Origin of the sequence: Streptomyces lydicamycinicus, assembly GCF_000829715.2 — a bacterium.
In the GTDB taxonomy this organism is placed as follows: Bacteria; Actinomycetota; Actinomycetes; order Streptomycetales; family Streptomycetaceae; genus Streptomyces; species Streptomyces lydicamycinicus.
This window is the reverse complement of record NZ_BBNO01000003.1, coordinates 733,232-758,761: the sequence shown is the minus strand read 5'-3', so window position 1 is coordinate 758,761 and position 25,530 is coordinate 733,232. Positions and strand designations below refer to the sequence as shown.

The window sequence follows — 25,530 nt, the reverse complement described above, 5'->3', positions numbered from 1 at the left end:
CCGTTCCGGACGCGCAACCGGCTCGGCCGGCGCCGGCCGAAGTGGCCCTCGGACATCTCTCCGGGGGCCACTTCCCATGAGCGGAACGACATGGAGACGCGGCGGTCAGACACCGGGGGCGGTGTGCTGTAGCTGCCGCAGAAGCGTCGCGTTGTCGGGCGTACGCCGGACCTTCTCCAGCAGGGACTGCATATGTGCCGGTCCGTCGCCGGCCTGGAGGGCGCGGCGCAGGCGGCGGGTCGCCGCCAACTCGGCCGGGGTGAGCAGCAGTTCCTCGCGGCGGGTGCCGGAGGCGACGGCATTGACCGCCGGATAGACCCGCTTGCCCGCGAGCACCCGGTCCAGCCGCAGCTCCATGTTTCCGGTGCTCTTCAACTCCTCGAAGTAGTAGTCGTCGGCGCGGGAGCCGGTCTCCACCAGGGCGGTGGCGAGCAGGGTCAGCGAACCGCCCTCCTGGGCGAGCCGCGCCGCACCGAAGAGCCGCTTGGGGCCGTGCAGCGCGGCGGCGTCGACGCCTCCGCTCAGCGTGCGGCCACCGGATGTGGCGGCGTTGTTGTGAGCCCGGCACAGCCGGGTGAGGGAGTCGAGAAGGATGACCACGTCCTGTCTCTGCTCGACGAGTCGTTTGGCGCGTTCCACGGCCAGTTCGGCGAGGGCGATATGTTCCTTGGCCGGACGGTCGAAGGTGGAGGCGAGCACCTCGCCGCGCACCGAGCGGCGCATCTCGGTGACTTCTTCCGGCCGTTCGTCGATCAGCACGACCATCAGCCGGCACTCGGGATGGTTCGCGGCGACGGCGGCCGCGAGCTGTTGCAGCAGCACGGTTTTCCCGGTCTTCGGTGGTGCCACGATCAGCCCGCGCTGTCCCTTCCCGATCGGCGTCAGCAGGTCGACGATGCGCGGTGCCGGTCCGCCGGTGGCGCTTTCCAGGCGGATGCGGTGCCGAGGGTGCAGCGGTGTGAGGTCGCGGAAGTGCGGCCGGCCGCGCACGTCGCCCGGCCGGTGCCCGTTGATCGTTTCGACCCGGGCGAGCAAACGTGGCCGGTCGCAGACCCCGACGACGAAGTCGCCGGGGCGCAGGCCCGCCGCACGGATCAGCGCGGCGGGCACCCGGACATCGTGGGACGAGGCACGGCAGCCCTCCGCGCGGAGAAACCCGGATTCCTGCCGTCCGTTGACGAGGTCCAGGATCCCGGCTGCCGTGACGACGGGTTTCGTGGGCGCGGCAGCAGGCTGTGCGGGGGTGCGGGAGGTGGCGGTGGTGGCGGACGGGGCAGTGGTGGGCGTGCGGAGTTGAGTGCTCCTGGTCACGGGGGTCCTCTCGGGACGTCGGTACACGGCAGATGGGAGGGAACCGGCAAGGGAGGGCGGTGAGATCACGCCCCACGGGCGGGCCGGACGGCCCGCGGCCGGAGAGAGAAGCTGCGGCATCGCTGGACTGCGGGTGCCGAACAGTGGTGTCAGCTCGCCGGCCCGGAAACGACGGGCGCAAAGGCGAGGGAAATACACTCCGCGAGGGAGGAAGAGAGACACCGGCGCCGGAAATACGGCGAGCACAAGTGCGTCTCTCCGGCACAGTACCACCACGGGGCGCGGCCGATGCGGTGAAGTGTGTATCGGATCTATGCTGGGGGCGATGTTCGCACCTCAGGGACCCACCTTCCGTGAACTCGCCGTCCAGGCGCTGTCCTCCGTCGAGCGGGGCTATGACCTGCTCGCCCCGAAGTTCGACCACACTCCGTTCCGGACCCCGGACCGGGTGCTGACACCGGTGTCACGGGCGCTGCACGAGCTCGGGCCGTTCGACAGCGGCCTCGATCTGTGCTGCGGAACGGGCGCGGGCATGGATGTCCTGCGGCAGGTCTGCCGGGAGCGGGTCACCGGTGTCGACATCAGTGCGGGGATGCTCTCCGTGGCCCGGACCCGTGAACGGGTGACCGCGGCCGCACCCCGGGTCGAGTGGGTGCGCGCGGATGCCCGGGCCCTCCCCTTCGAGCCGGTCTTCGATCTCGCGGTGAGCTTCGGCGCGTTCGGGCACTTCCTGCCCCGGGAGCGGCCGGAGCTGTTCGCGCAGGTCCACTCGGTGCTGCGCCCCGGCGGCCGGTTCGTGTTCCCGATCGGGGCCCCTGCCCGGCCGGGGTCGGCCGGCTACTGGACGCTGCTGGCCTTCGACGCGGTGATGCGGGTGCGCAACGCGCTGTGGCGCCCGGAATTCGTCATGTACTACCGCACGTTCCGGCTCGCCGAGGTGCGCGCAGAGCTGATCCAGGCCGGTTTCGACGTGCGGCTTCAGGCTCTCCCGGAGCTCGGCCGCCGCCCCGACGGCAGCCCCCGGTGCCGACTGGTGGTGGCCACCCGGGCCTGGTGAACCGGGACACCGTACGGGCGGATCGCCGGTCCTGGTGTGGTCGGCGGCCCGCCCATACCGGGTTCCCCCGGCCCGGGGCCCTTCACCAGCGCACGGCGGTGAAGTCGATGGGCTGCGGCTGAAGGGTGCGGGTGCGGGCCGTCAGCTGCTCCAGGCGGCGGGCCATCTCCTCGGCCGGGAGCCGCTTGCGGTCGCCGTGGCCGGGCAGCACCCACTCGAAGCGCAGCCGAGGCGCCGTCCGGGCCAGGGAAGCCGCCAGCTCCGTGATCGAGTACCAGGTGACACTGGCCGCCACCTCCAGGTCGGCGGTGGTGCGCGACCAGTAGAAACTGTCGCCGCTGAAGCAGTACCTCCCATCGGCGAGGTAGAGCACGCTGCCGCGGGTATGGCCGGGCAGCGGATACGCGGTGACTCCCGCGCCGATCTCGACCGGGTCGGTGCCCCCGATGACGTGGTCCGCGTCCGGAGCGGCGTCGAGATCGCCCTCGTGGATCCAAAGCCGGGCCCGGAACCGGTCGGCGTAGCGGCGGCCGTGCGCGGCATGGTCCCGGTGGGTGAGCAGTACGTCGGTGACGGGGCCCAACGCCTCGTAACGGGTGGCGAGTTCGTCGCTCCATCGCGGGGTGTCGATCATCATCGTGCTGCCGTCGGGCCGGCGCAGCAGGTAGGCGTTGGCCCCCGCCGTGTGGCGGGAGTTGTGGCCGCAGAGCTGGACGGTGTCATCGAGGGCGAGGGGGAAGGGGTCGAGGTCGGGGGTGAGGTGGTGCGCGGGGTGGCGGATGGACCGGGTATGGCAGGCGAAGGCGGCTGCGTACAACTGCCGTTGCTCGGACTCGTTTTGGGGCTGCCGGATCACCTCCGCCCGCCCGTCCTGTTCCCGGATGACGTCGGGGGCCAGCTGCCGGGCCACGTCACAGTTGGTGCAGCGCGCATCGACGAACCAGCCCTCGCCGGTCCGCTCCCCCGGTGCCGCCTCGGGTGACAGGTCGTTACTCATGACAGGTCCGTCCTTCCTGGTCAGGGTAGGTGTCGGAAGGTGCGGTCAGTGCGCACTGCCCACAGAAGTACCGCGCCGTGCAGCAAAAGCGGAAGGGGGGACAGACCTTGTGCTTTGCGGCTGGAACGTCTCTTCCGATGGGGATTCGGACGTAGGGGGCTGGGTGATTCATACCCATTTGCCCACCCGTTGATCAGTCCGTTTTCGCACGGGGGCGGGTGACCTGTCCCGCCCCCTCCACGCGCCCGGGAGGTTCGCCGATTCAGTCGGCCCGTTCACACGCGGCGCTCAGCCGGCGGAGCGTCGTGCGCATGCTGGCGCGGTTGTGGGCTGCGCGCCGGGCGGGCGGGGTGCCGGTGAAGACCAGGCCCAGCAGCTCGGCGAGCCGGCGACGCCACCCACTGCGGCGGCGGTCGATCCAGTACTCGGTGACCAGAGTGCCCCGCTCGGTCGGGGTCAGCCGGTAGCCCCAGCGCGCCACGGGCAGACCGAAGGTGGTGTTGTCGAAGGCGAATTCGCGGCCGGGGGCGGCGGTGACGATCCGACAGGTGGCGAACCAGACCCAGCAGGCCTTGCGGTTGACCCCCACGAAGCGGTCTCCGCGGGGCCACACCCAGATGACTTCCGGGCTCCACTCCGCCATCCGCCGGACGTCGGCGAGCGCCGCGTAGACGGCCCGTGGCGGGGCCGGGACCTCCAGGGATTCCTCCACGCTCCACACCCGGCCGGTCATCGCTGGCCCCCCTGGGGCGCCGACCCGTGCGTCCGGGCCGTGATGGCCGCGGCGGCATCCCGCACGTGCCGAGTGAGCTCTGCCGTATCGGTGAGGCTGGTGATGTGCCCGCACCTCGGGCGGACAGTGAGGCGGCCGTCGCGACAGGCGTTGAGGAAGCGGCGTTCATGGCAGCGGAAGTGGTCGCGTTCGCCGTTCACCAGCCAGACCGGGCCGGGATACGCGGCGAGTGACGCCAGGGGGTCCATCTCCCGCACGGCCTCGACGATGCCCGGCACGGCCTCGGAGCTCAGCCCGCCCGCGAGCATGGCGTCCGCCTGGGGCCGGGGCAGCGCGCGGCGGAACGCGAAGGCGCTGAGGCGGTTGAACTCCTCGGGGTGCCTGGCCGCCAGCCGGCCGGCTGCCCGGTAGACGGCGCCGAACGCCCCGCGCGGCAACGCCGTACACCCCATGGCCATCAGGCCGAGGACACGGTCCGGGTGGGCGCCGGCGGTGGCGACGGCGACATAGCCGCCCAGGGACAGTCCCACCAGCAGTGCACGGCCGCCGAGTTGGTCCACCGCGTCGCTGACCGCCTCCACGGCGCCGGGCAGGGTGAACGGTTCCCCGCGCCGTGTGCCGTGGCCGGGCAGGTCGGGCGCCGCTATGGGATGACGCTCACCGAGGGCTTGGATCACGGGTCGCCACATCGTGCCGCTCACGCGCATGCCATGCACGAAGACGATGGGCAGCCCGGCTTCATTGGACTCCATGTCCGGCACCGTACCCCAAATGCAACGCAACGTTGCGTTGTTCTTGCTGCTAACCTCCCCTCATGAGCGAGGAGCGGCACGGAACACGGCGCAGCGGCGGTCCACGGAAGGCACAGGAGATCTTCGATGCCACGCTGGATCTACTGGCGGAGAAGGGCTATGAGGGGCTGACCATCGAGGGGGTCGCCCAGCGGTCCGGCGTCAACAAGACCACGATCTACCGCTGGTGGCCGTCCAAGGGAGCGCTCCTGGGTGCCGCGCTCATCGGCGCGCGCCAACTCGACTTCACACCTCCCGACACCGGCAGCCTCACCGGGGATCTGGAGGCCCTGCTGCACACGGTGATGACCCTCCTCACCACGCGACCGGCCTCCGATATCGCCGTCTCCGTGCTGGGCGCCGCCACCCAGAGCCCCGAACTGGCCGTTCACGTAAAGAACTTCTTCGCCGACCGGATCGCGCTGGAGCAACCCGTCTTCGACCGCGCCGTCGCCCGCGGCGAGCTCCCGGCGGACACCGACACCACGCTGCTGATGGATCTGCTGGCCGGAGCCGCCTGGGTCCGGGTCGCCCTGCGCCAACTCCCGCTCGATGAGAAGGACTTCGTGGCGCGCACCGTCGACACCGTGCTCAACGGAGCACGCGTACGGACCTGACGCCGCCTCCGTTTCAACCCCTTTAAAGACTCTGTTTCGACATCAACTACAACTTTACTAATTCTTGGTGTAGTTGAAACAGATTTCACACCAGTCTCAAACGTAACGCGACGAACGTCACACGCAGACACGTCGCTTACACAAAGCTGGGCGAGAGGTAACAGCACGATGAGAAAAAGCAGAATGACCCGCCACGGCAGCCGGCTGCTGGCGCTGTCCACGGTGTCTCTGGGGCTGGTCGCCACGATGACCATGCCGGCCGCCGCGGAGGACCAGCCCACCCGGGACCAGCTCATAGCCGACTGCGCTTCCGGTGAAGGGAAGTGCAGCTTCAACGAGCCGACTCTTGGCAAGGCGTACCTCGGAGACTTCCGTCAGGTCTCCAACTCGCTGTACAACTGCAGCACCTCGGACGCCACCCAGTCGATGGGCTGGTCCGACACCGTGGGCTCCACGGACTCGGCGGGGGTCTCCGTCACCGCCGGCGGCAAGATCGCCGGTCTGATCGACCTCAGTGTGACCGCGACCTACAGCCACACCTGGTCGAGCTCGCACACCGAGAACAGCTCGCTGAACATGACGGTGAAGCCCGGCGAGGTGGGCTGGATCTCCCGCGCACAGGTGATGCAGACCGTTTCCGGCACCTGGCAGACCCACTACGACAGCCCGAAGTGGGGGCACTACTACTGGTTCGTGCCGGACACCGTCACCGGGCCCGCGCCCAACGGGACGGACGGCCAGAGCAACGCGGTGACCGTCAAGACCCGCAAGATGACCGCCGCGGAGAAGAACTCCTGCTCGTCCGAGGCGAAGAAGGGCCAGGCGTTCGTGGTCAAGCGCTGACCACGGCGAAGTCGCGCAGCTGAACGGGGGCGCGGTCCCTGCCTCCTGGCACGGAACCGCATCACGGCCGCCGACCACAGTGCCTCTCGGCTCCCGCAGACCGGGAGGCACCTTCGGGCCCTGCCGGCGGCCTCCACGCCGGCTGTACGTGCGTGCGCGCATAAGCTCCGCCCGTGCACTCTTTACGCTCCCGCGCCGCCGGCGCCCTCGTCCTGATCATGGCGCTCGGCACGGCATGCTCCGCCGAACCTCCCCGGCACGCCGCCGGATCCGGGACCTCGGCACCCTCCCCCGCCGCCCCCACCGCGGTACGGCCACCGACCGCGAACGCCGTCTTCGACTATCAGCTCGGCGGCGCATATCCGCCGCCCGACAGAGTCCGGGCCGTTTCCCGCGACCGTACGGCCAGGCCGGCGCCCGGCCGCTACAACGTCTGCTACGTGAATGCCTTCCAGGCACAGCCCGACGACGGCTCCTGGGAGGACGACCACCCCGGACTGCTGCTGCGGGACGAGCACGGAGACCCGGTCATCGACGAGGACTGGGACGAGCCGCTGCTCGACATCTCGACCAGCGCCAAGCGGGCGGCCCTCATGGAGATCGTCGGCCCGTGGATCGACGGCTGCGCCAAGGCCGGTTATGACGCCGTGGAGCCCGACAACCTCGACTCCTACGAGCGCTCCGACGGCAGGCTCACCGCCGGGCACGCCGCGGCCTTCGCCCGGCTCCTGGCCCGCCGCGCCCACCAGCGGCATCTGGCCATCGCCCAGAAGAACACCACCGACCTGCTGCCACAACGCGGCCGTATCGGCTTCGACTTCGCCGTCGTCGAGGAGTGCACCCGCTACAAGGAATGCACCGACTTCGCGGAGGCCTACGCCAACCGGGTCTTCGTCATCGAATACCGGAAGCAGGACTTCACGGCCGCCTGCCGCGCCTGGGGCAAGAGGCTCTCCCTCACCCTGCGCGACCGCGAGGTCCGCCCCGCCGGTGCCAAGGGCTCGCTCCGCCGGTACTGCTGACGTCTGCCCGGTGCCGCCCGGAGGGGAGCGGCGAGGCGGGAGCAGCATGCCGGGAAGCCGGGGCGCCACCGCGGTCCGCAACCAGCGGCCGGTGGCACCGTGGTCAGTTCAGCTCAGTCGGATCGTCGCGAGCCGGTTCGGTGCGGCGCAGGTCGGTGTCGGAGAGCGGTTCGAGTTCGCCGTGGGTGTCCAGCCAGTACAGGAAGGCCACGGCCGGGCAGACGAGCACCACGGCGACAAGGGTGACCAGGCCGGTCCAGCGCAGGCTGCCGGGGTCGCCGGCCCCCTCGGCCACGGTCAGCGACGTGGGGATGAGATAGGGGCGTTGGGCGGCTCCCCAGGCGATGACCGCCGCCGCGACCACGCCGACGGCGGTGACCCGGGACCAGACTCCGGACCGGCGCAGCAGCAGCCAACCGGTGGCGAGGGAACAGACTCCGGCCAGGATGACGAGGCCGAGGCCGACGCCGTGAGTGAGCCCGTGCCAGACGTGCGGGGCATCGCTCCGGGTGACGGTCAGCATGACCGCCGCGAGGACGGCGAGGGCGACGACGCTCCCCAGAGCCCGCCGCCGGAAGTAGCCGACCAGGTCGGGCGCGCCGTAACGGGCGGCGTCGCCGGCCAGGAACACGGCGCCGAGGAACGCCGTCGCCACGATGGCGATCAGTCCGAAGAGGATGGAGGTGGGGTTGGCCCAGGCGTGGGCCGAGGCCTCCGTGCCCGGTACCGCCCGGCCCGAGGCGATCCCGCCGACGGCCGCGCCGAGGAAGAACGGAGTGAGCAGCGAGGAGACGGCGAAGACGGCACCGTAGAGGCGTCGCCCGGCGATCCGGCGGAGGGGTTTGCGCAGCGCGAAGCCGGCGCCGCGCAGCACGAGGCCGATGGCGGCCAGGGCGAGCGGCAGCCACATGGCGGAGAACACCGTCTGGAACAGCGTCGGGAAGCCGGTCCACATGATGACGAAGACGAAGACGAGCCAGACATTGTTGACCTCCCATACGGGGGCCATGGCGTGGTCGATCAGCCACCTGGGGCGCGCGCCGCGCCCGGCGCCACCGGCCGTCAGGTCCCAGAACCCGGCTCCGTAGTCGGTGCCTCCGGCGCAGGCGTAGGCGGCGACGGCGAGCAGCAGCACCACGGCGATGACATCGGCGATCACGGCCGGCCGTCCTCGGCCGGTCCGGGCCCGGCGCCGCCGTCGGGTGGCGGGTCACCGGCCGGTACCCGCGCGCGGGGCCCGTACGGGGTGTCGGCCTCCGGTTCGTCTGTCCGCTCCCCCGTCGCCCGGCGCGCGTCGTCGAGCCGCCAGTTCGTCCGCATCTTGAGCAGCACGGCGAGCAGCGAGCCGAAGATGAACACATACACCACGATGACCAGGCTCAGCATGATCCAGAGGCTGGTGGAGCGGGTCGCGGTCACCGCCTCGGCGATGCGCATGTGCCGGTAGACGATCCAGGGCTGGCGTCCCACTTCGGCGGTGATCCACCCGCATTCGACGGCGATGACGGAGGCGACGCCCGCGCAGGCCGCGCCGCGGAAGAACCACGGTGAGGTGGGCAGCCGGTGTTGCCGCAGCCGGCACCAGCCGTACCAGAGGGCGAGGAGGATCAGCAGGGAGCCGATCACCACCATGAGGTCGAAGGCCCAGTGGGCGATGGTGGCCTGGGTGGCCGTAGGCCGGTCGTCCGCCGGGACGGAGGTCAGTCCGGTCACCTTGGTCCCGGGGGTGAACCCGGCCAGGATGGAGTCGAATTGGGGGATCTTGATGCCGCCGGAGATGCTGCCGTCCGGATGCAGTCGGCCGAAGATGTACTCGGGTACATGGGTGTCGGTCCGCCAGACGAGTTCCGTCGCGGCGAACTTCACCGGCTGCTTGTGGAAGACGGACCGGGCGATCGAGTCCCCCAGCACGAACTGCACCGGGGTGAAGACCGCGGCGAGGGTGAACGGCACGGTGAAGCCGAGCCGGTGGTAACGGTCGCGGCGGCCGCGCAGCCAGCCGACGGCGTAGACCCCGGCGACGGTGTAGCCCGCGGTGATCAGCATCGCCACGACGAAGTGCCAGTACTGGGGGCCGAACATCGGGGTGAAGATCGCAGACCAGATGTGCACGTCCTCGGGGTTGCCTTCGGCGTCGAGGGTGAACCCCTGGGGCGTGTTCATCCATGCGTTGGCCGCCAGGATGCCGAACGCGCCCAGCAGGGCGGCGGCCGGCAGTGGCAGGCCGAGCAGGAAGTGGGTGCGGGGCTTCAGCCTCCGCCAGCCGTAGAGGTAGATGGCGATGAGGACCGCTTCGAGGAAGAAGGCCCATGCCTCCACCCCGAAACCGATACCGAAGACGCCGCCCCACTTGCCCATCAGGCCCGGCCAGAGCAGTCCGAACTCGAAGGACAGCACGGTGCCGGTGACCACACCGACGGCGAACTGCACCGCCATCACCGCCGACCAGCGCCGGGCGAGGAGCAGTGCGACGGGATCGTTCCGGCGCAGACCGCGATGGTGCATCACCAGGGTGATCAGCGGGAGCGCCACCCCGAGCGGTACCAGAATGATGTGGGAGGCCAGGGTGAAGGCCATCAGCTCCCGGGCCGGGAGCAGTTGGGCCGGGACGCCCGCCAGCAGGGTGACCGTGGTGTCCATGCCTTACGTGCCTTCGCTGCTCGGGACGTTCAGGAGAGCGCCGGCCTCGGCGTCCACGCTTGCCTGCCTCCTCGGTGCACGGCCCCGCCCTGCGGGGCCCAGCGGCGGTCGCGCCGGCTCGTCACCCAACCACCGGTGAGCGCGGGGCAGCACGCACCGTGCTCCCGGGTTGAGCCGTTGGGCCGATGTACTTCGCCCGGTCGGCCCAGCCGGCGGCCCGGCGCGGCTCAGGAGCGGCCCCGCGGCCGGCCGTCGACCGGGCCGCGGGCCCCCGGGCGCGCTTGAGGGGCCCGGCGGCCCCACACCACCGAACCCCTCCGCGAGGGGGACCCGCCGGGCCCCCTCGTGCTCTCAGCCCTGCGTCGCGCTACGCCGTCTCATGACCGTTGGAGCCGTTGATCTTCTCGATCGCCTGCCGGGCCTGTTCCTGTGGGGAGCGGGCGGGCAGCGGCGACACCGTCGTGGAGGCCACGGCGGGCTGGGCCCGCTCCTGTGGCATGGCCTTGGCGTGGGCTGCGGGCGACCGGATACGCAGGCGATGGCCGGCGGCCTCGTCGAGGGTCACCGGGCGTTTGAACCGGGCAGCCAGCCGGGCGGCGTCCTGACCGAGGGCGGCGACGTCCTCCCACTGCAAGCGCACCACCAGCGAGAGTTCGGCGTCTCCGTCCGGCAATGCCTGAAGCTGCGGGATACCCGGGTCAGTCATGCTGCCTCCTCACATCGTGGACCGGTGCCTCAGGGGACACGGATATGGAGAGATACGCACGGGCTCCCGCGACCGTTCACCTCCCGCCGACGGAATTGGGAGCCGGGGCGGACCCGGCCGGCGGAGGTGCGGATTCCGTAGGGCACGATGGTGGGTGGAACGGTGAGCGGGTGATGCCAGTGATGAGCCTTCAGCGGCTTCTCAGCTCCATCGGGCCGGCCGTGCTGTCGGGGGTGTGCGCCCCCGGAGGCACCGCGGTCCCGGTGGGAGATGTGGTGATCGCCGAGCCGGACGGTGGTTTCGATCTGCGTCCGGGAGATGTCGTCCTCGGAGTGAATCTCACGGACCGGGCGCAGGCCCTGCGGCTGCTGTCGTCGTGCGCCGGGCGGTCGGCGGGCGCTCTGCTGCTCAAGGCCCCGGTCGCGGTCGACGAGACGGTGGTCACGGCCGCGAGCGCGGCGGGACTCCCGCTGGTACAGGTCGAGCAGCAGGCGGGCTGGGCGCAGGTCGTGTCGCTGCTGCGGGCGGTGCTCGACAGCGAGGGGTACGCGGACTCCGGCAGCGGGACGGCCGGTGCCGAGGCGGGGGACCTCTTCGGCCTGGCCGATGCGATCGCCGCCGTGATCGACGCGCCAGTCACCATCGAGGACCGCAGCTCCCGGGTCCTCGCGTACTCCGCGCGGCAGGAGCGCGGTGACGAGGCGCGGGTGGCCACGATCATGGGACGGCACGTCCCCGACGAGGTCAACGCCCATTTCCGGCGGTACGGCGTCTTTCACCGAATCGCCCAGGACACCGGCCCCATCTACGTGCCCGCGGTGGTCGAGGGAACCAAGCCGCGGCTGGTCGTGCCGGTGCATGCCGGCGGGGACGTACTCGGCTCGATCTGGGCCATCGTGCCGGGGCCGGTGCCCGCCGAGCGGGCCGAGGCGTTCGCGGACACGGCCGCGACGGCGGCGCTGCATCTGCTGCGCCGGCGCGCCGGTGCGGATGTGGAGCGCCTGGTGCTGACCGACATGGTCGCCACGGTGCTGCACGGCCAGGAGGGAGCGGCGGACGCGGCGCGGCGGCTGGGGCTCACGACCGGTCCCTGGCGGGTGATCGCCGTGGGGGTGCGCTGCGAGGACGACGAGGAGGCGGAGCGACAGCGGCTGACCGTATGGGAGCGTATGTCCCGGTTCCGCGGCAGTCGCCTGCGGTCACCCGCGGCGGTCGTCGGCGGGGTGGTCTACGGGATCGTCCCGGCGGAAATGGTCGGCCCCGGCCCCGACGACGGACCCGGATGGCTGGAGACGCTCCGTGGCACCACCGGAGAGCCCGCTCCGCTGCTCGCGGTCGGTGGACTCGCCGCGTCGGTCCCCGGGCTGGCGCGCTCGCGTGAGCAGGCCGATGACACGCTCGATCTGCTCCGGACCGGTCTGATCGCGCGCCACCAGGCCGTGCACGACGAGGTGTGGGCGACGGTCGTCCTGCGCCATGTCGCGCGGTCCGCCGCGGCGGCACGGATCGCGGGCGTCGGACCGCTGCGACAGCTGGTGGACCACGACCGGACGCACGGGACGAACTGTGTGCCGACGCTGTATGCCTGGCTCCAGGAGCGGGGCGATCCACGGGCCGCCGCCGCCCGGCTGCACATCCACCCCAACACGCTCCGGCACCGGATGCGCCGGCTTCAGGAGGTCGTGGCGCTGCCGCTGGACGACCCGGAGGTCCGTACCGCTCTGCTGCTCCAGCTCACCGCCCGCCGATACGGCGCGGAAGGCGGCCCGGACGACGCCGTGGGTACTTCCGGGTGAGGGAACCCGGGCCGCCGCCCGGTATGTCGCTGTGACGGTCCGGTGTCTCCGTATGGCGGGATTTCCGTATGCCGTCCTCCCGTAGACAGCCTCCTGCCCCGCCGCCGCCTCCCGTTGTCCCGGCCCCACTGCCGAGTGGCCCGAGACAGTGCCGAGCGAACGATGACGTGCCGTCCCCCCGCCGAAACCATGGCTCCACCCGCAGCTCACCGGGCAGCAATGGATTTCGTGGAAGGACGGTGGCATGTCGTTCGGCATGGCCCGCGAGGCCGAGAACGCCGCAGCCGGATACGGAGCGGCGGTGACCGCGGTCGTGGACCGGCACCCTCCGGGGGTGTCCGCCGGGCCGGTCCCGGCCGCGGGCCCAGCGCCCTCCGCCGGACCGGCCCCGACGGCCGGATCGGTGGCAGGACCGGCGGCCGGACCGCACAGCCAGGACGGGCAGTACGGCCAGGACGGACAGGACGGACAGCAGGCCGGAACACCGCACGCGCAGGCCCGTATCGACCTCGCGGCGATCCGCGCCAACGTCAGCCGGCTGTGTGACACGGCGGGGTCCGCCGAGGTGATGGCCGTGGTCAAGGCCGACGCCTACGGGCACGGCGCGGTCCCCGTCGCCCGCGCGGCGCTCGCGGGCGGCGCCACCTGGCTCGGCGTCGCCGGGATGCGGGAGGCACTGGCGCTGCGCGCGGCCGGTGTCCCCGGCCGGCTGCTGGCGTGGCTGCTGACCCCCGGTGACGACTGGACTGCCGCGGTGGCCGCGGGTGTCGAGCTGTCGGCCGGTGCCCCGTGGGCGGTGCGGGCAGCGGTCCGGGCGGCGCGGGCCGTGGACCGTCCCGCGCTGCTCCACCTCGAAGCGGAGACCGGGCTCGGGCGCGGCGGCGCCGCCGCGGGCGACTGGCAGACGCTGGTGGACGGCGCGGCGGCCGCCGAAGCGGCCGGGTACCTCCGGGTGGTCGGCGTGTGGTCGCATCTGGCGCGGGCCGATGAGCCCGGACACCCCTCCTGTGCACGGCAGTTGGCGAATTTCCGCGACGCGGCCGGGATCGCCCGCCGGGCCGGCCTCGCTCCCGATGTCCTGCATCTGTCCAACTCGGCCGCCACCCTGACACTTCCGGAGGCGCACTTCGACCTCGTCCGTCCCGGGCTCGCCGTCTACGGACTGAGCCCGGTGCCGGACCTGGCCGGCCCTGCGGAGCTGGGGCTCCGGCCGGCGATGACCCTCACCGCCCGGCTCGCCTCCGTCAAGCGGGTCCCCGCCGGACAGGGTGTCTCCTACGGCCACCGCTATCGCACCGCCCGTGCGACGACCCTCGGGCTGGTGCCGCTCGGCTATGCCGACGGTGTTCCCCGGCATGCGTCGCAGGCGGGCCCCGTCCTTGTCGCCGGGCGGCAGCACACGGTGGCGGGCACCGTGTGCATGGACCAGTTCGTCGTCGATCTCGGCGACGCCCCCGCCGCGCCCGGGGACGAGGTGGTGCTCTTCGGGCCCGGCGACCGCGGGGAGCCCGGTGCGGCGGACTGGGCGCGGGCCGCCCACACCATCTCCCACGAAATCGTCACCCGCATAGGCGCCCGCATACCGCGCGCCTACACCGGCGGCTCGGCCCCCGGCGACCACTGACCTCCGCTCCCCCACCCCCTTGGATCATCACCGCCCCCTGACGAAGAGAGCCTTCACATGACGTACCGGCTTCCACCGTCCTCGCCGCGTCCTGCCGGGAAGCAGGACGCCCGCTCCGGCGACCCCGGTCCGGAACGACTCCACCGGGGCCTGCACTCCCGCCATATCCAGATGATCGCGATCGGCGGGACCATCGGTGTGGGGCTGTTCCTCGGCTCCGCCGAGGCCCTGCACAACGCCGGTCCGGGCCTGCTGCTCACCTATGCAGTCGCCGGCGTGGTCATCTTCTTCGTGATGCGTGCCCTGGGTGAACTCCTGGTGTACCGGCCGGTTTCCGGTTCGTTCGCCACGTACGCGGAGGAGTTCATCGGCCACTGGGCCGGGTTCGCCACCGGCTGGAGCTACTGGCTGATGTGGGTCGTCACCGGCACCGCCGAGCTGACCGCGGCCGGGATCTACGTCCGCTACTGGTGGCCCGCGGTGCCCCAGTGGCTGCCCGGCCTCATCGCCCTGGCGATCCTCGGCGTGGCCAATCTCGCGGCGGTCCGGCTGTTCGGCGAGTTCGAGTTCTGGTTCGCCATCATCAAGGTGCTGACCATCGTCGTCCTGCTGGTCATGGCCGCCGCGATCCTGATCTTCGGCTTCGGTCCCCTGGGGGAGACCGCGTCACTGAGCAACATCTGGTCGCACGGTGGCGTCTTCCCGCACGGTATGGCCGGGCCGCTGCTCGCCCTCCAAGTGGTGGTGTTCGCCTTCGTCGGAGTCGAACTGCTCGGGGTGACCGCCGGCGAGAGCAAGGACCCCGAGAAGACCCTGCCCACCGCCGTCCGCCGGGTGATCTGGCGGATCGGGCTGTTCTACCTGGGCGCCCTCACCGCGGTCATGGCACTGGTCCCGTGGAACCAACTCGATCCGCACGTCAGCCCGTTCGTGCTGGTCTTCGCGAAGGTCGGGATCCCCGCGGCGGCCGGTGTGGTGAACCTGGTCGTGCTCACCGCGGCGCTGTCGTCCTGCAACAGCGGGGTGTTCTCCACCGGCCGGATGCTGCACGCCCTGGCCCGGGACCGGCACGCACCGGCCGCGTTCGGGAAGGTCAGCCGCCAGGGCGTACCGGCAGCGGGCATCCTCGCCTCCATGGCCGTCATGCTGCTGGGGGTGGCCGCGAACTACTTCGTCCCGGAGCAGGCCTTCGCGTATGTCACGAGCGTGGCGACCGTCGCCGCGGTGTTCACCTGGGGAATCATCTCCTCGGCGCATCTGCGCTTCCGGGCGGCGGTGCGCGCCGGGCGGCTCCGGCCGGTCGCCTTCCGTATGCCACTGGCGCCGGTGTCGAACTACTTCGTCCTGGCCTTTCTCGGCCTGGTGGTCGTCCTGCTGGCCTTTGACGCCGAGACCCGCATCGCGCTGTACGTGGCTCCGGTATGGGCGGCGATCCTGACGGCGGGCTACTTCTTCACCCGTCGCAGCCGGGCCGCCGGACCCCAGGACGCACCGCCCGACGAGGAGATCCCGGAGCCGTCGCGCAGCAGGTAGCCGGGCGGTCGGGCACGGTGGCGGGGCGGTGCCCTATGCCACGGCGTGGAAGAGCGCCGCCGCCGCGCCCCGTGACTCGACGCCCAGTTTGGTGAGGATCTTCGCGACGTGGAACTTCACCGTCGACTCGCTGATGTGGAGTTCCTGGGCGATCGCCCGGTTGCGGTGCCCGAGCGCGAGCCGGGCCAGTACCTGGAGTTCCCGCTCGCCCAGTGCGGTGAGCGGGTCGGGTGCCGGGTTCTGGAGCACCCGCAGCGGGATCGTCGCCGACACCGTGGTCCCCCACCCGGGCACCGCGTCGAGGTCCAGCCGTCCGTCCAGCACATCGAGTCGCTCGGCGACCCCGCCGGGGGCCAGAGCGCCGTGCGTGAGGGTGCCGGGCCCGTCGTCCCGTACGGTCGCGCGCAGCTCGTCGTCGGTGAGCTGCCAGGCGACGTGGACGCGGGTCACCCCCTCCTGTTCGAGGACCTTCAGCAGCAGCGCCCGGACGATGAAGCGCGCGGTATGCGCCACGTCGGCGGCCACCGTCCGCGGGGAGTCGGGGGCGCCGAACTCCAGCCGTACGGGGCTGTGGCGGACGAGCGGCCGCAGTGCGTCGGCGAGCCGGGCGAAGGCCTGCCCGACCGGCTCTTCGGCGATCTCCTGGTCCCGTTCCGCCTCCGCACGCAGCTCCACCAGCGCGGAAACGGCCAGATCCGTGGCGGTGGCGCGGGCCGCCGCATCATCGAGGGTGCGGCTGCGCAGAACGCCCAACAGCCCGGTGAGCGCGGCCGAGTAGGCCTCGCCCAGCTCCGCGATCACTCGGGCCCGGGTTCCGGCGGCGGCCCGCGAGCGGGCCAGCGCCCCGGGCATGGCCTCCGCCGCCAGGCGGTCGAAGTGGCTGGTGACCAGGTCCCACAGCGCCTGTACGAGGGCGGCTGCGGCCTCGTCGACCGGGGCGGCCGCCGCGTCCCGTACCAGCAGCAGGACGGCGCCGCGGGGTGTCGCATGGCTCGTCACGACCAGGGCCGGCCGCTCCGTGTCGGCGAGGGTGAGCATGCCCTGCCAGGGGCGGCCGGGGACGCCGGCGGCGAGCAGCGGCGCCAGGTCGGCGGTGGACAGCCGCCCGGTGATCTCGGCATCGCCGTATGCCTTGAACGGTGAGTGCGCGCAGTGGGTGGAGAGTTCGGCGGCCGCCAGGTGCGGCACCGGCTCGGCCAGGATGGCGGAGAGCCGGGGCAAGATCTCGCCGAGTGGCCGGCGGATCACCTCGTATGCGGCGGTCAGGGCGGGCACGGGTCCGGTCAACTGCATGAGCCTCAGCGTAGCCAGGCGCTCCGGGACCGGCGCCGGTCTTTCGGCCAGGTCGGACTGGCCCGATGAGCGGCGTCGTGGCCGTCCCCAGGAATGAGGCTGAAGACATCGGCCCAGTGCCTCCACTGCATTTCATGCATCGAACGGGGAGACCCATATGCGAGCGATCCTTTACGACACCTTCGGCGGCGCCGAGGTGCTCAGCCTCAAGGACACCGACAAGCCGGAGCCCGGACCGGGCGACGTACGGGTGAAGGTGGTGACGGTCGGCGTCAATCCGCTGGATTACAAGCGGCGTTACGGATGGGTGGAGCAGTTCTATCCGACGACGTTCCCCGCCGTGCCGGGGCTGGAGTTCGCCGGGGTGGTGGACGCGCTCGGTGACGGCGCGGGAAACACGTTCGCCGTCGGCGACGAGGTCTTCGGCCTGACCAGGACCGGCGCGTACGCGGAGTACGCCCTCGCGGGAGACATCGCGCACAAGCCCGCCGCGCTCTCCTTCGAGGCCGCGGCGGCCCTCCCGGTGGCCGGTGAGACGGCGCAGCGCGTCCTCGACGAGCTGGGCCTGGCGCAGGGCGAGACCCTGCTGCTGCACGGGGCGGCGGGCGCGGTCGGCCAGGTCGCGGTCCAGTTCGCGGTGGCCCGGGGCGCCACGGTGGTCGGTACGGCGTCCCCGGCCAATCACGACTTCCTGCGCACACTGGGTGCGGTTCCCGTGGCGTACGGGGCGGGACTCGCCGACCGGGTCCGGGCGGCCGCGCCCCAGGGCGTCGACGCGGTCTTCGACGCGGCCGGCCATGACGCGCTGCCGGTCTCGATCGCACTGCGCGGCGGCACGACGGACCGGATCGTCACCATCGCCGATATGACCGCCGCCGAGCACGGTGTGCCCTTCTCCGCGGGCGGTACCCCCTCGGAGCAGGTCCGCGCCTACCTCGCTGCGCACGCCCGCCTCGCCGTGGAGGGCAGGCTCGCGGTACCGGTCGTCGAGGCCTTCCCGCTCGCCGACGCGGCCAAGGCGCAGGAGTTGAGCGAGGCGGGGCATGTGCGCGGCAAGCTCGTCATCACGGTCTGAGTCCGCGGCGGCCGGTGTGCGGGTCGGCTGACGGCCACCCGCACAAAGAGCGGTGCGCCACAGGCCGGCTGCCTGTGGCGCACCGGTATCGGAGCGGCGGCCGGTGAGAGAGATGGGCGCCCCCTCCCTCACCGGTCAGAGCCGCACGAGGTCAGTGACCGTGGCCGTGTCCGTGTCCGTGTCCCCAGCGCACCTGGTCGACGACCCGGCGGTGGTCGTTGCGCAGGGTCGCGTGGTCATGGTCGTTGTCCCAGACGTAGTTGCGCCGGTCCTGGTAGACCTCCCAGCGGTTGTCGTGGCCGTAGCCGGTGTGGACCCGGACCTGACTGTGGCCGGCCAGTCGCAGGTTGCCGAAGCGGTAGGCGTGTCCGCTCTTGTCGGACAGGCTCCAGCCCTTGAGGTTGACGGGTGTGCGGCCGGTGTTCCGCACCGTCACCCACTCCGCGTTGAGGCTGCGGTTCGAGCGGTCGTCGCGTCCCGGGCTGTCGTACTGGATCGGTCCCAGGACCACAGCGGACCGCCAGCGCTGCGGAGTGTGGCGGTGGTGGCCATCCGCGCCGGCCGGGAGGGCGGCGGTGGCTGCCAGGGCGGCGGAGCCCAGTACCACCATGGCGACACGCGAAGCGTTACGGAACATCGAACCTCCTGTGAAAGGCGCCACATTCAGAGCGCCCAAAAACCGGACTCCCGGCCGGTTTGGCCGGGCCCCCACAGAGTGACGACCCGTCACGCCCTGGCGGAAGAAATCCACGTTGGTGTGACAAAACACGGACATATACACAACCGCACCACGCCAGGCGCGTACGCCCCCGCGCTCGCCCCACCACCCGCGACACCCCCTACACGTATCGCCGTGCTTCCCTTACGGGGCACGGGTCATCGGGGCCGACGGGACGGTGGGCGGGTGCCGGGACGGGGGGGCCGGGCGGGGTGTCGGCGCCGGGCACACAAGTCGCCCGCCAGGCACAGACGTTGCCCTCCCGGAAGGACTCCGCACGCCCCCTCCATATCCCGAACTCAACTGCCGGTGTGCCACTTACGCACCATCCGTTGCCTGGAGCCCCCGGAGCCTCTACGTTGAGCGCGCCTGATTTCGGCTCAACCCGCCGCGTTGCGGCGGGCATCGGGAGGAACCCCCCATGCGCAGAAACACTTCCGGACACCACCGCAGACGCATATCGCCACGCATACGCACCACGGTGTCCGTCGGCGTCGCCGCGGTGGCGGTGGCCGCGACGGCCGCCGCGGCCACCGCGGAAACCGCCACCCCGCCCCCGCACGCCGCACGCACCCAGCACGTCGAGTACTTCAGCGGCGCGGGCGGCCACCCACGGCAGACCACCGTCCCGGTCTCGAAGCCACTCGCGCCGTCCGAGAAGGCCGCGATCGCCGCCGGCGACGGCGATGTCACCTCGATCGTGCAGAGCGGCCCGGTCGGCTCCAAGCTCGATGTCGTCTTCATCGGTGACGGCTACACCGCCGCCCAGCAGAAGGACTTCCACGCCGACGTCCGCACCAAGTGGGCCAAGATCTCCGCCGTGGAGCCGTACGCGGCATACCGCGGCCTGTTCAACGTCTGGGCCGTCGACGCCGTCTCCAACGAGTCCGGCGTCTCCGGGGACCCGACCAAGGACGTGGTCCGCGACACCGCCCTGGACTCCGCGTTCTTCTGCGAGGGCACCGAACGGCTGCTGTGCGTCGACACCGGCAAGGTCGAGTCGTACGCCTCCAAGGCCCCGGCCGCCGACCTCGTCGTGGTCCTCTCCAACTCCACCAAGTACGGCGGTGCGGGCTACAACGACATCTCCTCGCAGGTCGGTTACGACGGGATCGCCACCGCCTCCTCCGACAATGACCAGTCGGACCAGGTCGCGGTGCACGAAACCGGTCACTCGCTGGGCAAGCTCGCCGACGAGTACGACTACGGCCAGTCCGGAACCTACTCCGGGCCCGAGCCCGCCCAGTCGAACCTCAGCAAGCTCTCCGCCGACCAGATGACCGCTCAGCGGCAGAAGTGGTACCGGTGGCTCGGCCAGCAGTCGCCGGACGGCGGCGCGGTGGGCGCGTTCGAAGGCGGCGGCTACTACCAGTACGGGCTCAACCGCCCCACCGAGAACTCGATCATGCGGACCCTGGGCCAGGAGTTCAACCTCCCTGGTCGCGAGGCGATGATCGCGGGCTTCTACCGCTATGCGAGCGTGCTGAGCAGCCCGCTCTCGACCCACCACGCGGTGTCCCGCGGGACCCGTATCCGGGTCACCGCACCCGCCTCCGCGCAGCTGACGTGGTCCGTCGACGGCCGCGAACGCAAGGCCGCGCGCGGCAAGACCTCGGTCATCCCGCGCACCCTCGGCGTCCCGGCCGACGGGCGCCCCCACACGGTCACGGCACGGGCCACCGACCGTACGAAGGCGGTCCGCGACCCGGCGCTGCGCAAGCTGCTCTCCCGCTCGCTGACCTGGCACATCGCGCCCTAGTACACCCCGCACAGCTCCTCGCACACCGCCCCGGTCGCCGGGCGGGCCGGTCAACGCGCCCGCCCGGCGGCCGGGGCCGCGTCTTCTCCTGGGCCCCAGGTATCTCTGACGAGACCTGCACCCGACGCCGGCCGGTCACGCCGCTCTCGCGTCGGCCTGGCTGCGCCTGGTCGCCTGACCACGCGCGTCTCACCTTGATCCCGGGCCCGGCCGTAGCGGTCCGGTGGGGCACTCCGGCCCGCCGCCGTCGTCCTCCGGTGGGGTAAGGATGTGGGCAGTCATCGCCGTCAACGGCGCCTCGTACGGGCGGCCGACGCGGTCAGGCGCGGTCCGGCGCCGTCAGATGCGCACCACCATCTTTCCGGTGTTGCGGCCGTTCATCAGCCCGAGGAAGGTATCCACCGCGTGGGCGATGCCGTCCTCGACCGTTTCACGGAAGGTGATCTTCCGTTCGGCCAGCCAGCCGCCCATCTCCTCGGCGAAGCGCGGCTGGAGGTCCGCATGGTCCCCGACCTCGAAGCCGCGCAGCGTGATCCGCTTCTTCACCAGCTCGACCATGTTGCGCGGCCCCGGCGCGGGTTCGGTGTCGTGGTACCCGGAAATCGCTCCGCACAGCGCGGCCCGGCCGTTCGGCCTCAGTGCGTCGATGGCGGCCTCCAAGTGGTCGCCTCCGACATTGTCGAAGTAGACATCGATACCGTCCGGGGCGGCCTCGGCGAGCAGTTCACGCACCGGGCCGGTCTTGTAGTTGAAGGCGGCGGTGAAGCCGAGTTCGCCGGTCAGATACTCCACCTTCGCCGCGGAACCGGCGCTGCCGAGCACCGCCTTCGCCCCGCGCAGCCGCGCGATCTGCCCGGCCAGGCTGCCCACCGCCCCGGCCGCGCCGGAAACGAACACCGTGTCCCCCGGCCGCATTCCCGCGATCTCGGTCAGCCCGACGTAGGCGCTCAGTCCGGGCATCCCCAGTACGCCGAGGAAAGCGGAGTCCGGTACCCCCTCGACGCGCCGCAGCCTGGTGAACCGTCCGGCCGGCGCGACCGCGGCGGTGCGCCATCCGAGGTCGCTGAGGACCAGGTCCCCCGGCGACAGACCGGCCGCCCGCGAGACGACCACTTCGCCGACCGCTCCCCCCGTCATCGGCCGGTCTAATGCGTAGGCCAGGCTCCCCGTCTCCTCGGCGCTCATCAGGGCCCGCATATACGGGTCCACCGACAGAAAGGTGTTGCGGACCCATACCTCTCCTTCGGCCGGTGTCGGCAACTCCCGCTCCACGAGCCGGAAGTCCCCCGGCACCGGACGCCCCACGGGACGTGCGGCCAGCTGCCACTCCTGCACGGTGTCGGTCATGCGCTGCTCTCCTTGTGTGCGACGGAATGCTTCTCCGTAAAGGTGCAGCGCTGCCGGCCCACGGGGCATTCCGGTGCCGGCGGTCGGCGCCATCTGGCGGGCTCCGGGCGGCCGTTGGGCTCTCCGGTCACGAAGGTCAGCGCGGTGCCGCGAGATCCTGGGTCCACCAGGGACCGCCCGACCCCTGGACGACGCCGATGCCGACTTCCGTGTAGGCGCAGTTGAGCAGGTTGTCGCGGTGCATACGGTCGCCCATCCAGTCGTTCACCGCCCCGGCAGCGGTCCGCGGGCCGCGGTCGAGGTTCTCGCCCCAGCTGCTCCACCGGTAGCCGGTGGCGGTGATCCGGTCGTCGGGGCCGGTGCCGTCCGGGGACTGGTGCTCGTAGTACTGGCGGGCCGCCATATCGGCGGAGTGACGCTGTGCCGCGGTGTGCAGTCGCGGGTCGATGCGCAGCGGACCGCAGCCGGCCCGCGCCCGCCGCTGGTTGATGAGTGCGGTGGCCTGCGCTTCGAGGTCGGGCGGGGTGGCCGAGGGGGTGGGAGTCGGTGTGGCGGACCGGGTGGGGGGTGCGGTCCTGGAGCGCGACGGGGACGGGGTGGGCGTGGGGGTGGGGGTGGGCGACGGGGTGCGCGAGGCCACGGTACGGGTCGCCTTCGGCTCGGCCTGCTGTTTCTCCGGGGACGTGCCGGGAGACCACCACACGGCGGCGCCGACGGCCACCACGAGGGTGGCGGTGCCCGCGACGACCGGGCCCGTCTTCCCCCGGGGCGGCCGCGGCGGCACGGAGTGCGCGCCGGATGTACCGGAGGCGTGGTGCGGCGGGGCCGCCGAGCTCGCCTGCACGGTCGCGGCGGCGGGGGCCGGCAGGACGTGCGGCGGAGTGAGGTGCGCGGGCAGCGGCAGCAGGGCGAGACCCGCCAGCAGGCCCTCGGCGGGCAGCAGGCCGTCCCAGTGGCCGGAGCAGTCCGTGCACTGCCGTGCATGGCGGGCTATTCGCTTGCGCCACAGGGCGCAGGGCTCCTGGTCCCAGGCCGCCGTGAGCTGGGAGAGTTCGGGGCAGAGCGGCGTCGCCGAGAGCGCGCGGACCACGACCCGGCCGGCCTCCAGCTGCTCCTTCATGCGCTGCACCCGGACCGCCGCATGGCGGGAGTCGATGCCGACGGCGGCGACCAGCTCCGGCCTGGTGATCTCGCCGGCGGCCTCCAGCCACCACAGGGACAGCAGCGACCGGTCCCGCTCGTCCAGCCAGCGGGTGGCCGCGGCCACCTCACGGCGCTGGCCGGACAGTCCCAGCTTCAGGATGGTCAGGTCCACGAAATCGGCCGAGCGGTCGGCCCGTTCCGGCGCCTGGTCCAGGCCGACCACGGGGGTCTTACGGGTGGCGGTCCACCGGCGGCGTACCTGGTTCATGGCGATCGCCACCAGCCAGGAGCGGAAGGACGCCGGCTCCCGCAGGTCGGCCAGCGACTCCAGGACCCGCAGCATGGTCTCCTGCACCACGTCGTCGACGTCCGCATGACCGTCCAGCGCCCGTCCCACGACGTTGTAGATCAGTGGCAGGTAGGCGGCGACCAGCTGCTCCCGGGCCTCTTCGTCCCCGGCCTTGGCTGCCTCGACGGCCGCCGTCCCGTTTTCCTGCTTCACGCCCACTCGTTCCTGTTCCTTCGTGCGTACCCGTGGCCCCCGCACACCGGAGATCCCCTGCGCCGGCCGCGATAACGAAAACCTACGGGGATTTGGAGGAGCGCTGTTCCCCGGCCCGCGCCCGTGGCAACGCTCCGTGTCCCGGACCGTTCACGCCACGGGGGATGCGGCCTGCCGACGGCCCGCGAAAAAAGTTTTCGAGCTTTTCGTTATCGGGCGCCGGCCCCGTGGTCTCCCCTGTGTCGGCCGCTAAGCCAACGGGTCCCCCGGGCTCCGCGGGCCGACGGATCGCTGTCCCCCACAGGAAACGGAACCATGAACTACGACCACCTTCAGACGGAGCGCCACGACGAGACTCCGGCCGGGAGCGGCCGCGGGACGGGCGAGGCCGGTATGCACCGGCGTTCCGGCGGGGCCGGGACGGGAGGCCGGCACGGGCGGACCGGCGGTTCGCACCGCGCCGGCAGCACTCCCCGGCGCAAGGCCACCCTGCTGGCGGTGGCGGCCGTGGTCACCGTGGGCGGCGCGTCCGCGGTGCTGATGCGCCCCGACTCCGGAACCGACCGGGCACTCGCGGCGGACGCGTCCGAGCCGTCGGCGCCCACGGCGAAGGTCTCCGCTCCCGCGACACCGGACACCTCGCCCTCGGCCAAGCCCCGCAAGCCCTCGGCCTCTCCGTCCAAGGCCAAGAAGCACGCGAAGAAGCACGCTTCACCCCGGCCGAAGGCCAGCCGTCCCAGCAGCGGCTCCGGGAGCGCCCAGCGCACGACACCCCGTACGCCGCACGTCGATTCCGGCGCGGGTGCCACCACGCCGAACGGAGCGCAGACCGCGTCGGGCACCGCCGCGCGCTTCGCGCAGAAGATCGTCGAGCTGGTCAACGCGCAGCGGGCGCAGCACGGTTGCGGCCCGCTCACCGTCGATACCCGAATACAGCGCGCGGCGCAGGCCCACTCGGACGACATGGCCGCCCGCAACTTCTACGACCACAACACCCCGGAAGGCGTCGACCCCGGTACCCGGATGACCAAGGCCGGTTACCCGTGGGGAAGTTGGGCGGAGAACATCTTCAAGAGCCCCAAGGACCCGGCCACGGCGATGGACGGCTGGATGAAGAGCCCGGGCCACCGGGACAACATCCTCAACTGCTCCTACAAGACCACCGGCGTAGGCGTCAATCTCAGCGGCAATGGCCCTTGGTGGACGCAGGACTTCGCCACCCACCGCTGATACGGCGGGGCTCCCCGGCGGTGCGGGCCGAAGCCGGCTCGCACCGCCGGTGCCCTGGGGCCGCGCAGGCTCAGCTGTCCGCCGGGGCGAAGGTCCGGTCGAGGAAGCCGTCGAGACTGCGGCGGGCCGCCGTACCGTGCGGGCCGGCGAAGATCTCGGCGGCGTGGCGGGTGCCGGGCAGGACCGTGACCTCGGCCGCGGGGAAGCTGTGGGCGACCTCGCGCAGCCGCTTCTCGTCGGAGAGCGGATCGTCGGCGGTGCCCAGGAGCAGCAGTTCCCCGTCGTACGAGGTGCCGTTCCCGGCGGAGTAGCCGCCCAACGAGGCGAGGGGGCTGATGCCGGCGACGCCGGCCGGCCGGTCGGTGCGGTCCGTCAGCATGCCGAGCATCAGCGTGCCGCCCATACAACCGCCCACCCATGCCACGTCCTTGGCGCCGCGCGAGCGCAGCAAGCGGGTCGCGTCGGAGATGGTCCGGCGGCGGTCCGCACCCCAGTCGAGGCTGACCACGTGATAGCCGCCGGCGGCGAGCCGCTTGGCCTCGGCCGCCCATTCGCAGGCGTCACCCCAGGAGATGGGGGCGAAGACCACCCCGCGGGGACCGGTGCCCAAGGTGACCAGGCGGTCGTCCCCGGAGGAACCGGACGGGCGGTAGGCGGTGGCGCCTCGCACGCCGTGGAAGCACGACGGCAGCCGGTCCGGTGTGGCGCTGAACTCTCGCACTGCGATGGTTCCTTTCTCGGTGGTTCCTCCCTCGGCGGAGCGACGGTTTTCCGCCATTGCGCTCCCCTGTGG

Annotated in this window: 22 protein-coding genes; 10 read left to right on the top strand and 12 right to left on the bottom strand. The window is 71.9% G+C overall.

The genetic code is table 11. The features are described from left to right. Nucleotides 1-105 precede the first annotated feature (105 nt). Nucleotides 106-1,311, bottom strand: coding sequence for a transcription termination factor Rho (rho, locus tag TU31_RS12300; protein WP_042153300.1), 1,206 nt, complete (start codon nucleotides 1,309-1,311; stop codon nucleotides 106-108). A 325-nt stretch (nucleotides 1,312-1,636) separates the two neighbouring features. On the opposite strand from rho, the gene TU31_RS12295 reads away from it, so the two are divergent. Beyond that, nucleotides 1,637-2,368 (top strand): class I SAM-dependent methyltransferase, encoded by a 732-nt coding sequence (locus TU31_RS12295; protein WP_042153882.1) that lies wholly within the window; start codon nucleotides 1,637-1,639, stop codon nucleotides 2,366-2,368. Between the two features lie 82 nt (nucleotides 2,369-2,450). Here TU31_RS12295 and TU31_RS12290 read toward each other — a convergent pair whose 3' ends face one another. The 3 genes from TU31_RS12290 to TU31_RS12280 form a co-directional block, all read right to left on the bottom strand. Beyond that, nucleotides 2,451-3,365: an MBL fold metallo-hydrolase gene (locus TU31_RS12290; RefSeq protein ID WP_042153298.1), complete on the bottom strand. Its 915-nt coding sequence runs from the start codon at nucleotides 3,363-3,365 to the stop codon at nucleotides 2,451-2,453. Between the two features lie 262 nt (nucleotides 3,366-3,627). Beyond that, nucleotides 3,628-4,098: an SRPBCC family protein gene (locus TU31_RS12285; protein ID WP_042153296.1), complete on the bottom strand. Its 471-nt coding sequence runs from the start codon at nucleotides 4,096-4,098 to the stop codon at nucleotides 3,628-3,630. Then, the gene (locus TU31_RS12280) at nucleotides 4,095-4,850 is read right to left on the bottom strand and encodes an alpha/beta fold hydrolase (RefSeq protein ID WP_042153294.1); all 756 of its coding nucleotides are present in this window, start codon (nucleotides 4,848-4,850) and stop codon (nucleotides 4,095-4,097) included. The genes TU31_RS12285 and TU31_RS12280 overlap by 4 nt, the downstream gene beginning before the upstream one ends. A 62-nt stretch (nucleotides 4,851-4,912) precedes the next feature. Between TU31_RS12280 and TU31_RS12275 the strand changes: the two genes are divergently transcribed. The 3 genes from TU31_RS12275 (at nucleotide 4,913) to TU31_RS12265 (ending at nucleotide 7,371) form a co-directional block, all read left to right on the top strand. Continuing rightward, nucleotides 4,913-5,506, top strand: a complete 594-nt coding sequence (locus TU31_RS12275; protein WP_042153291.1) for a TetR/AcrR family transcriptional regulator — start codon at nucleotides 4,913-4,915, stop codon at nucleotides 5,504-5,506. Between the two features lie 168 nt (nucleotides 5,507-5,674). Beyond that, a complete protein-coding gene (locus TU31_RS12270; protein ID WP_042153288.1) occupies nucleotides 5,675-6,349 on the top strand; it encodes a hypothetical protein in 675 nt (224 codons plus the stop codon). A gap of 218 nt (nucleotides 6,350-6,567) precedes the next feature. Then, complete coding sequence (locus TU31_RS12265) at nucleotides 6,568-7,371, top strand: endo alpha-1,4 polygalactosaminidase (protein ID WP_042153286.1); 804 nt, start codon at nucleotides 6,568-6,570, stop codon at nucleotides 7,369-7,371. Nucleotides 7,372-7,474: 103 nt separating this feature from the next. Here the strand turns inward: TU31_RS12265 and TU31_RS12260 are convergent, their stop codons facing one another. The 3 genes from TU31_RS12260 to TU31_RS12250 all read right to left on the bottom strand — a co-directional run bounded on the left by TU31_RS12260 (nucleotide 7,475) and on the right by TU31_RS12250 (nucleotide 10,717). Continuing rightward, complete coding sequence (locus tag TU31_RS12260) at nucleotides 7,475-8,530, bottom strand: cytochrome d ubiquinol oxidase subunit II (protein ID WP_042153282.1); 1,056 nt, start codon at nucleotides 8,528-8,530, stop codon at nucleotides 7,475-7,477. Further along, nucleotides 8,527-10,011 carry a cytochrome ubiquinol oxidase subunit I gene (locus TU31_RS12255; RefSeq protein ID WP_042153279.1) on the bottom strand — a complete coding sequence of 495 codons (1,485 nt, stop codon included), beginning with the start codon at nucleotides 10,009-10,011 and terminating at the stop codon, nucleotides 8,527-8,529. The genes TU31_RS12260 and TU31_RS12255 overlap by 4 nt, the downstream gene beginning before the upstream one ends. Before the next feature lie 367 nt (nucleotides 10,012-10,378). Further along, complete coding sequence (locus TU31_RS12250) at nucleotides 10,379-10,717, bottom strand: hypothetical protein (RefSeq protein ID WP_042153276.1); 339 nt, start codon at nucleotides 10,715-10,717, stop codon at nucleotides 10,379-10,381. Between the two features lie 173 nt (nucleotides 10,718-10,890). On the opposite strand from TU31_RS12250, the gene TU31_RS12245 reads away from it, so the two are divergent. The 3 genes from TU31_RS12245 (at nucleotide 10,891) to TU31_RS12235 (ending at nucleotide 15,670) form a co-directional block, all read left to right on the top strand. Beyond that, nucleotides 10,891-12,513 carry a PucR family transcriptional regulator gene (locus TU31_RS12245; RefSeq protein ID WP_219819193.1) on the top strand — a complete coding sequence of 541 codons (1,623 nt, stop codon included), beginning with the start codon at nucleotides 10,891-10,893 and terminating at the stop codon, nucleotides 12,511-12,513. Nucleotides 12,514-12,757: 244 nt separating this feature from the next. Next, entirely contained in the window at nucleotides 12,758-14,137 is a 1,380-nt protein-coding gene (gene alr, locus TU31_RS12240) for an alanine racemase (RefSeq protein WP_245698508.1), read from the top strand. A 57-nt stretch (nucleotides 14,138-14,194) separates the two neighbouring features. Continuing rightward, nucleotides 14,195-15,670 (top strand): amino acid permease, encoded by a 1,476-nt coding sequence (locus tag TU31_RS12235; RefSeq protein ID WP_078885724.1) that lies wholly within the window; start codon nucleotides 14,195-14,197, stop codon nucleotides 15,668-15,670. A 33-nt stretch (nucleotides 15,671-15,703) separates the two neighbouring features. Here the strand turns inward: TU31_RS12235 and TU31_RS12230 are convergent, their stop codons facing one another. Further along, nucleotides 15,704-16,963 carry a LuxR C-terminal-related transcriptional regulator gene (locus tag TU31_RS12230; protein ID WP_042153270.1) on the bottom strand — a complete coding sequence of 420 codons (1,260 nt, stop codon included), beginning with the start codon at nucleotides 16,961-16,963 and terminating at the stop codon, nucleotides 15,704-15,706. Between the two features lie 157 nt (nucleotides 16,964-17,120). On the opposite strand from TU31_RS12230, the gene TU31_RS12225 reads away from it, so the two are divergent. After that, nucleotides 17,121-18,038, top strand: a complete 918-nt coding sequence (locus tag TU31_RS12225) for an NADP-dependent oxidoreductase (protein WP_042153267.1) — start codon at nucleotides 17,121-17,123, stop codon at nucleotides 18,036-18,038. Between the two features lie 151 nt (nucleotides 18,039-18,189). Here TU31_RS12225 and TU31_RS12220 read toward each other — a convergent pair whose 3' ends face one another. Beyond that, complete coding sequence (locus TU31_RS12220) at nucleotides 18,190-18,675, bottom strand: lamin tail domain-containing protein (protein ID WP_042153264.1); 486 nt, start codon at nucleotides 18,673-18,675, stop codon at nucleotides 18,190-18,192. A 502-nt stretch (nucleotides 18,676-19,177) separates the two neighbouring features. Here TU31_RS12220 and TU31_RS12215 point away from each other — a divergent pair. Further along, nucleotides 19,178-20,515 carry a M64 family metallopeptidase gene (locus TU31_RS12215; protein WP_042153262.1) on the top strand — a complete coding sequence of 446 codons (1,338 nt, stop codon included), beginning with the start codon at nucleotides 19,178-19,180 and terminating at the stop codon, nucleotides 20,513-20,515. Between the two features lie 339 nt (nucleotides 20,516-20,854). Here TU31_RS12215 and TU31_RS12210 read toward each other — a convergent pair whose 3' ends face one another. Together TU31_RS12210 and TU31_RS12205 are read right to left on the bottom strand one after the other, a co-directional pair. After that, the gene (locus TU31_RS12210; protein WP_042153260.1) at nucleotides 20,855-21,862 is read right to left on the bottom strand and encodes an NADP-dependent oxidoreductase; all 1,008 of its coding nucleotides are present in this window, start codon (nucleotides 21,860-21,862) and stop codon (nucleotides 20,855-20,857) included. Nucleotides 21,863-21,998: 136 nt separating this feature from the next. Next, nucleotides 21,999-23,507 (bottom strand): sigma-70 family RNA polymerase sigma factor, encoded by a 1,509-nt coding sequence (locus TU31_RS12205; RefSeq protein WP_042153878.1) that lies wholly within the window; start codon nucleotides 23,505-23,507, stop codon nucleotides 21,999-22,001. 315 nt (nucleotides 23,508-23,822) lie between these two features. On the opposite strand from TU31_RS12205, the gene TU31_RS39665 reads away from it, so the two are divergent. After that, the gene (locus tag TU31_RS39665) at nucleotides 23,823-24,737 is read left to right on the top strand and encodes a CAP domain-containing protein (RefSeq protein WP_245698507.1); all 915 of its coding nucleotides are present in this window, start codon (nucleotides 23,823-23,825) and stop codon (nucleotides 24,735-24,737) included. A 70-nt stretch (nucleotides 24,738-24,807) separates the two neighbouring features. Here TU31_RS39665 and TU31_RS12195 read toward each other — a convergent pair whose 3' ends face one another. Then, nucleotides 24,808-25,458 (bottom strand): alpha/beta hydrolase, encoded by a 651-nt coding sequence (locus tag TU31_RS12195; RefSeq protein WP_042153257.1) that lies wholly within the window; start codon nucleotides 25,456-25,458, stop codon nucleotides 24,808-24,810. Nucleotides 25,459-25,530: the final 72 nt, after the last annotated feature.

Coding starts and splice junctions, on each gene's coding strand:
- TU31_RS12295 (WP_042153882.1), top strand. CDS start 1,637: ATGTTCGCACCTCAGGGACCCACCTTCCGTGAACTCGCCGTCCAGGCG.
- TU31_RS12290 (WP_042153298.1), bottom strand. CDS start 3,365: ATGAGTAACGACCTGTCACCCGAGGCGGCACCGGGGGAGCGGACCGGC.
- TU31_RS12285 (WP_042153296.1), bottom strand. CDS start 4,098: ATGACCGGCCGGGTGTGGAGCGTGGAGGAATCCCTGGAGGTCCCGGCC.
- TU31_RS12280 (WP_042153294.1), bottom strand. CDS start 4,850: ATGGAGTCCAATGAAGCCGGGCTGCCCATCGTCTTCGTGCATGGCATG.
- TU31_RS12275 (WP_042153291.1), top strand. CDS start 4,913: ATGAGCGAGGAGCGGCACGGAACACGGCGCAGCGGCGGTCCACGGAAG.
- TU31_RS12270 (WP_042153288.1), top strand. CDS start 5,675: ATGAGAAAAAGCAGAATGACCCGCCACGGCAGCCGGCTGCTGGCGCTG.
- TU31_RS12265 (WP_042153286.1), top strand. CDS start 6,568: ATGGCGCTCGGCACGGCATGCTCCGCCGAACCTCCCCGGCACGCCGCC.
- TU31_RS12255 (WP_042153279.1), bottom strand. CDS start 10,011: ATGGACACCACGGTCACCCTGCTGGCGGGCGTCCCGGCCCAACTGCTC.
- TU31_RS12250 (WP_042153276.1), bottom strand. CDS start 10,717: ATGACTGACCCGGGTATCCCGCAGCTTCAGGCATTGCCGGACGGAGAC.
- TU31_RS12245 (WP_219819193.1), top strand. CDS start 10,891: ATGCCAGTGATGAGCCTTCAGCGGCTTCTCAGCTCCATCGGGCCGGCC.
- alr (WP_245698508.1), top strand. CDS start 12,758: ATGTCGTTCGGCATGGCCCGCGAGGCCGAGAACGCCGCAGCCGGATAC.
- TU31_RS12235 (WP_078885724.1), top strand. CDS start 14,195: ATGACGTACCGGCTTCCACCGTCCTCGCCGCGTCCTGCCGGGAAGCAG.
- TU31_RS12230 (WP_042153270.1), bottom strand. CDS start 16,963: ATGCAGTTGACCGGACCCGTGCCCGCCCTGACCGCCGCATACGAGGTG.
- TU31_RS12225 (WP_042153267.1), top strand. CDS start 17,121: ATGCGAGCGATCCTTTACGACACCTTCGGCGGCGCCGAGGTGCTCAGC.
- TU31_RS12220 (WP_042153264.1), bottom strand. CDS start 18,675: ATGTTCCGTAACGCTTCGCGTGTCGCCATGGTGGTACTGGGCTCCGCC.
- TU31_RS12215 (WP_042153262.1), top strand. CDS start 19,178: ATGCGCAGAAACACTTCCGGACACCACCGCAGACGCATATCGCCACGC.
- TU31_RS12210 (WP_042153260.1), bottom strand. CDS start 21,862: ATGACCGACACCGTGCAGGAGTGGCAGCTGGCCGCACGTCCCGTGGGG.
- TU31_RS39665 (WP_245698507.1), top strand. CDS start 23,823: ATGAACTACGACCACCTTCAGACGGAGCGCCACGACGAGACTCCGGCC.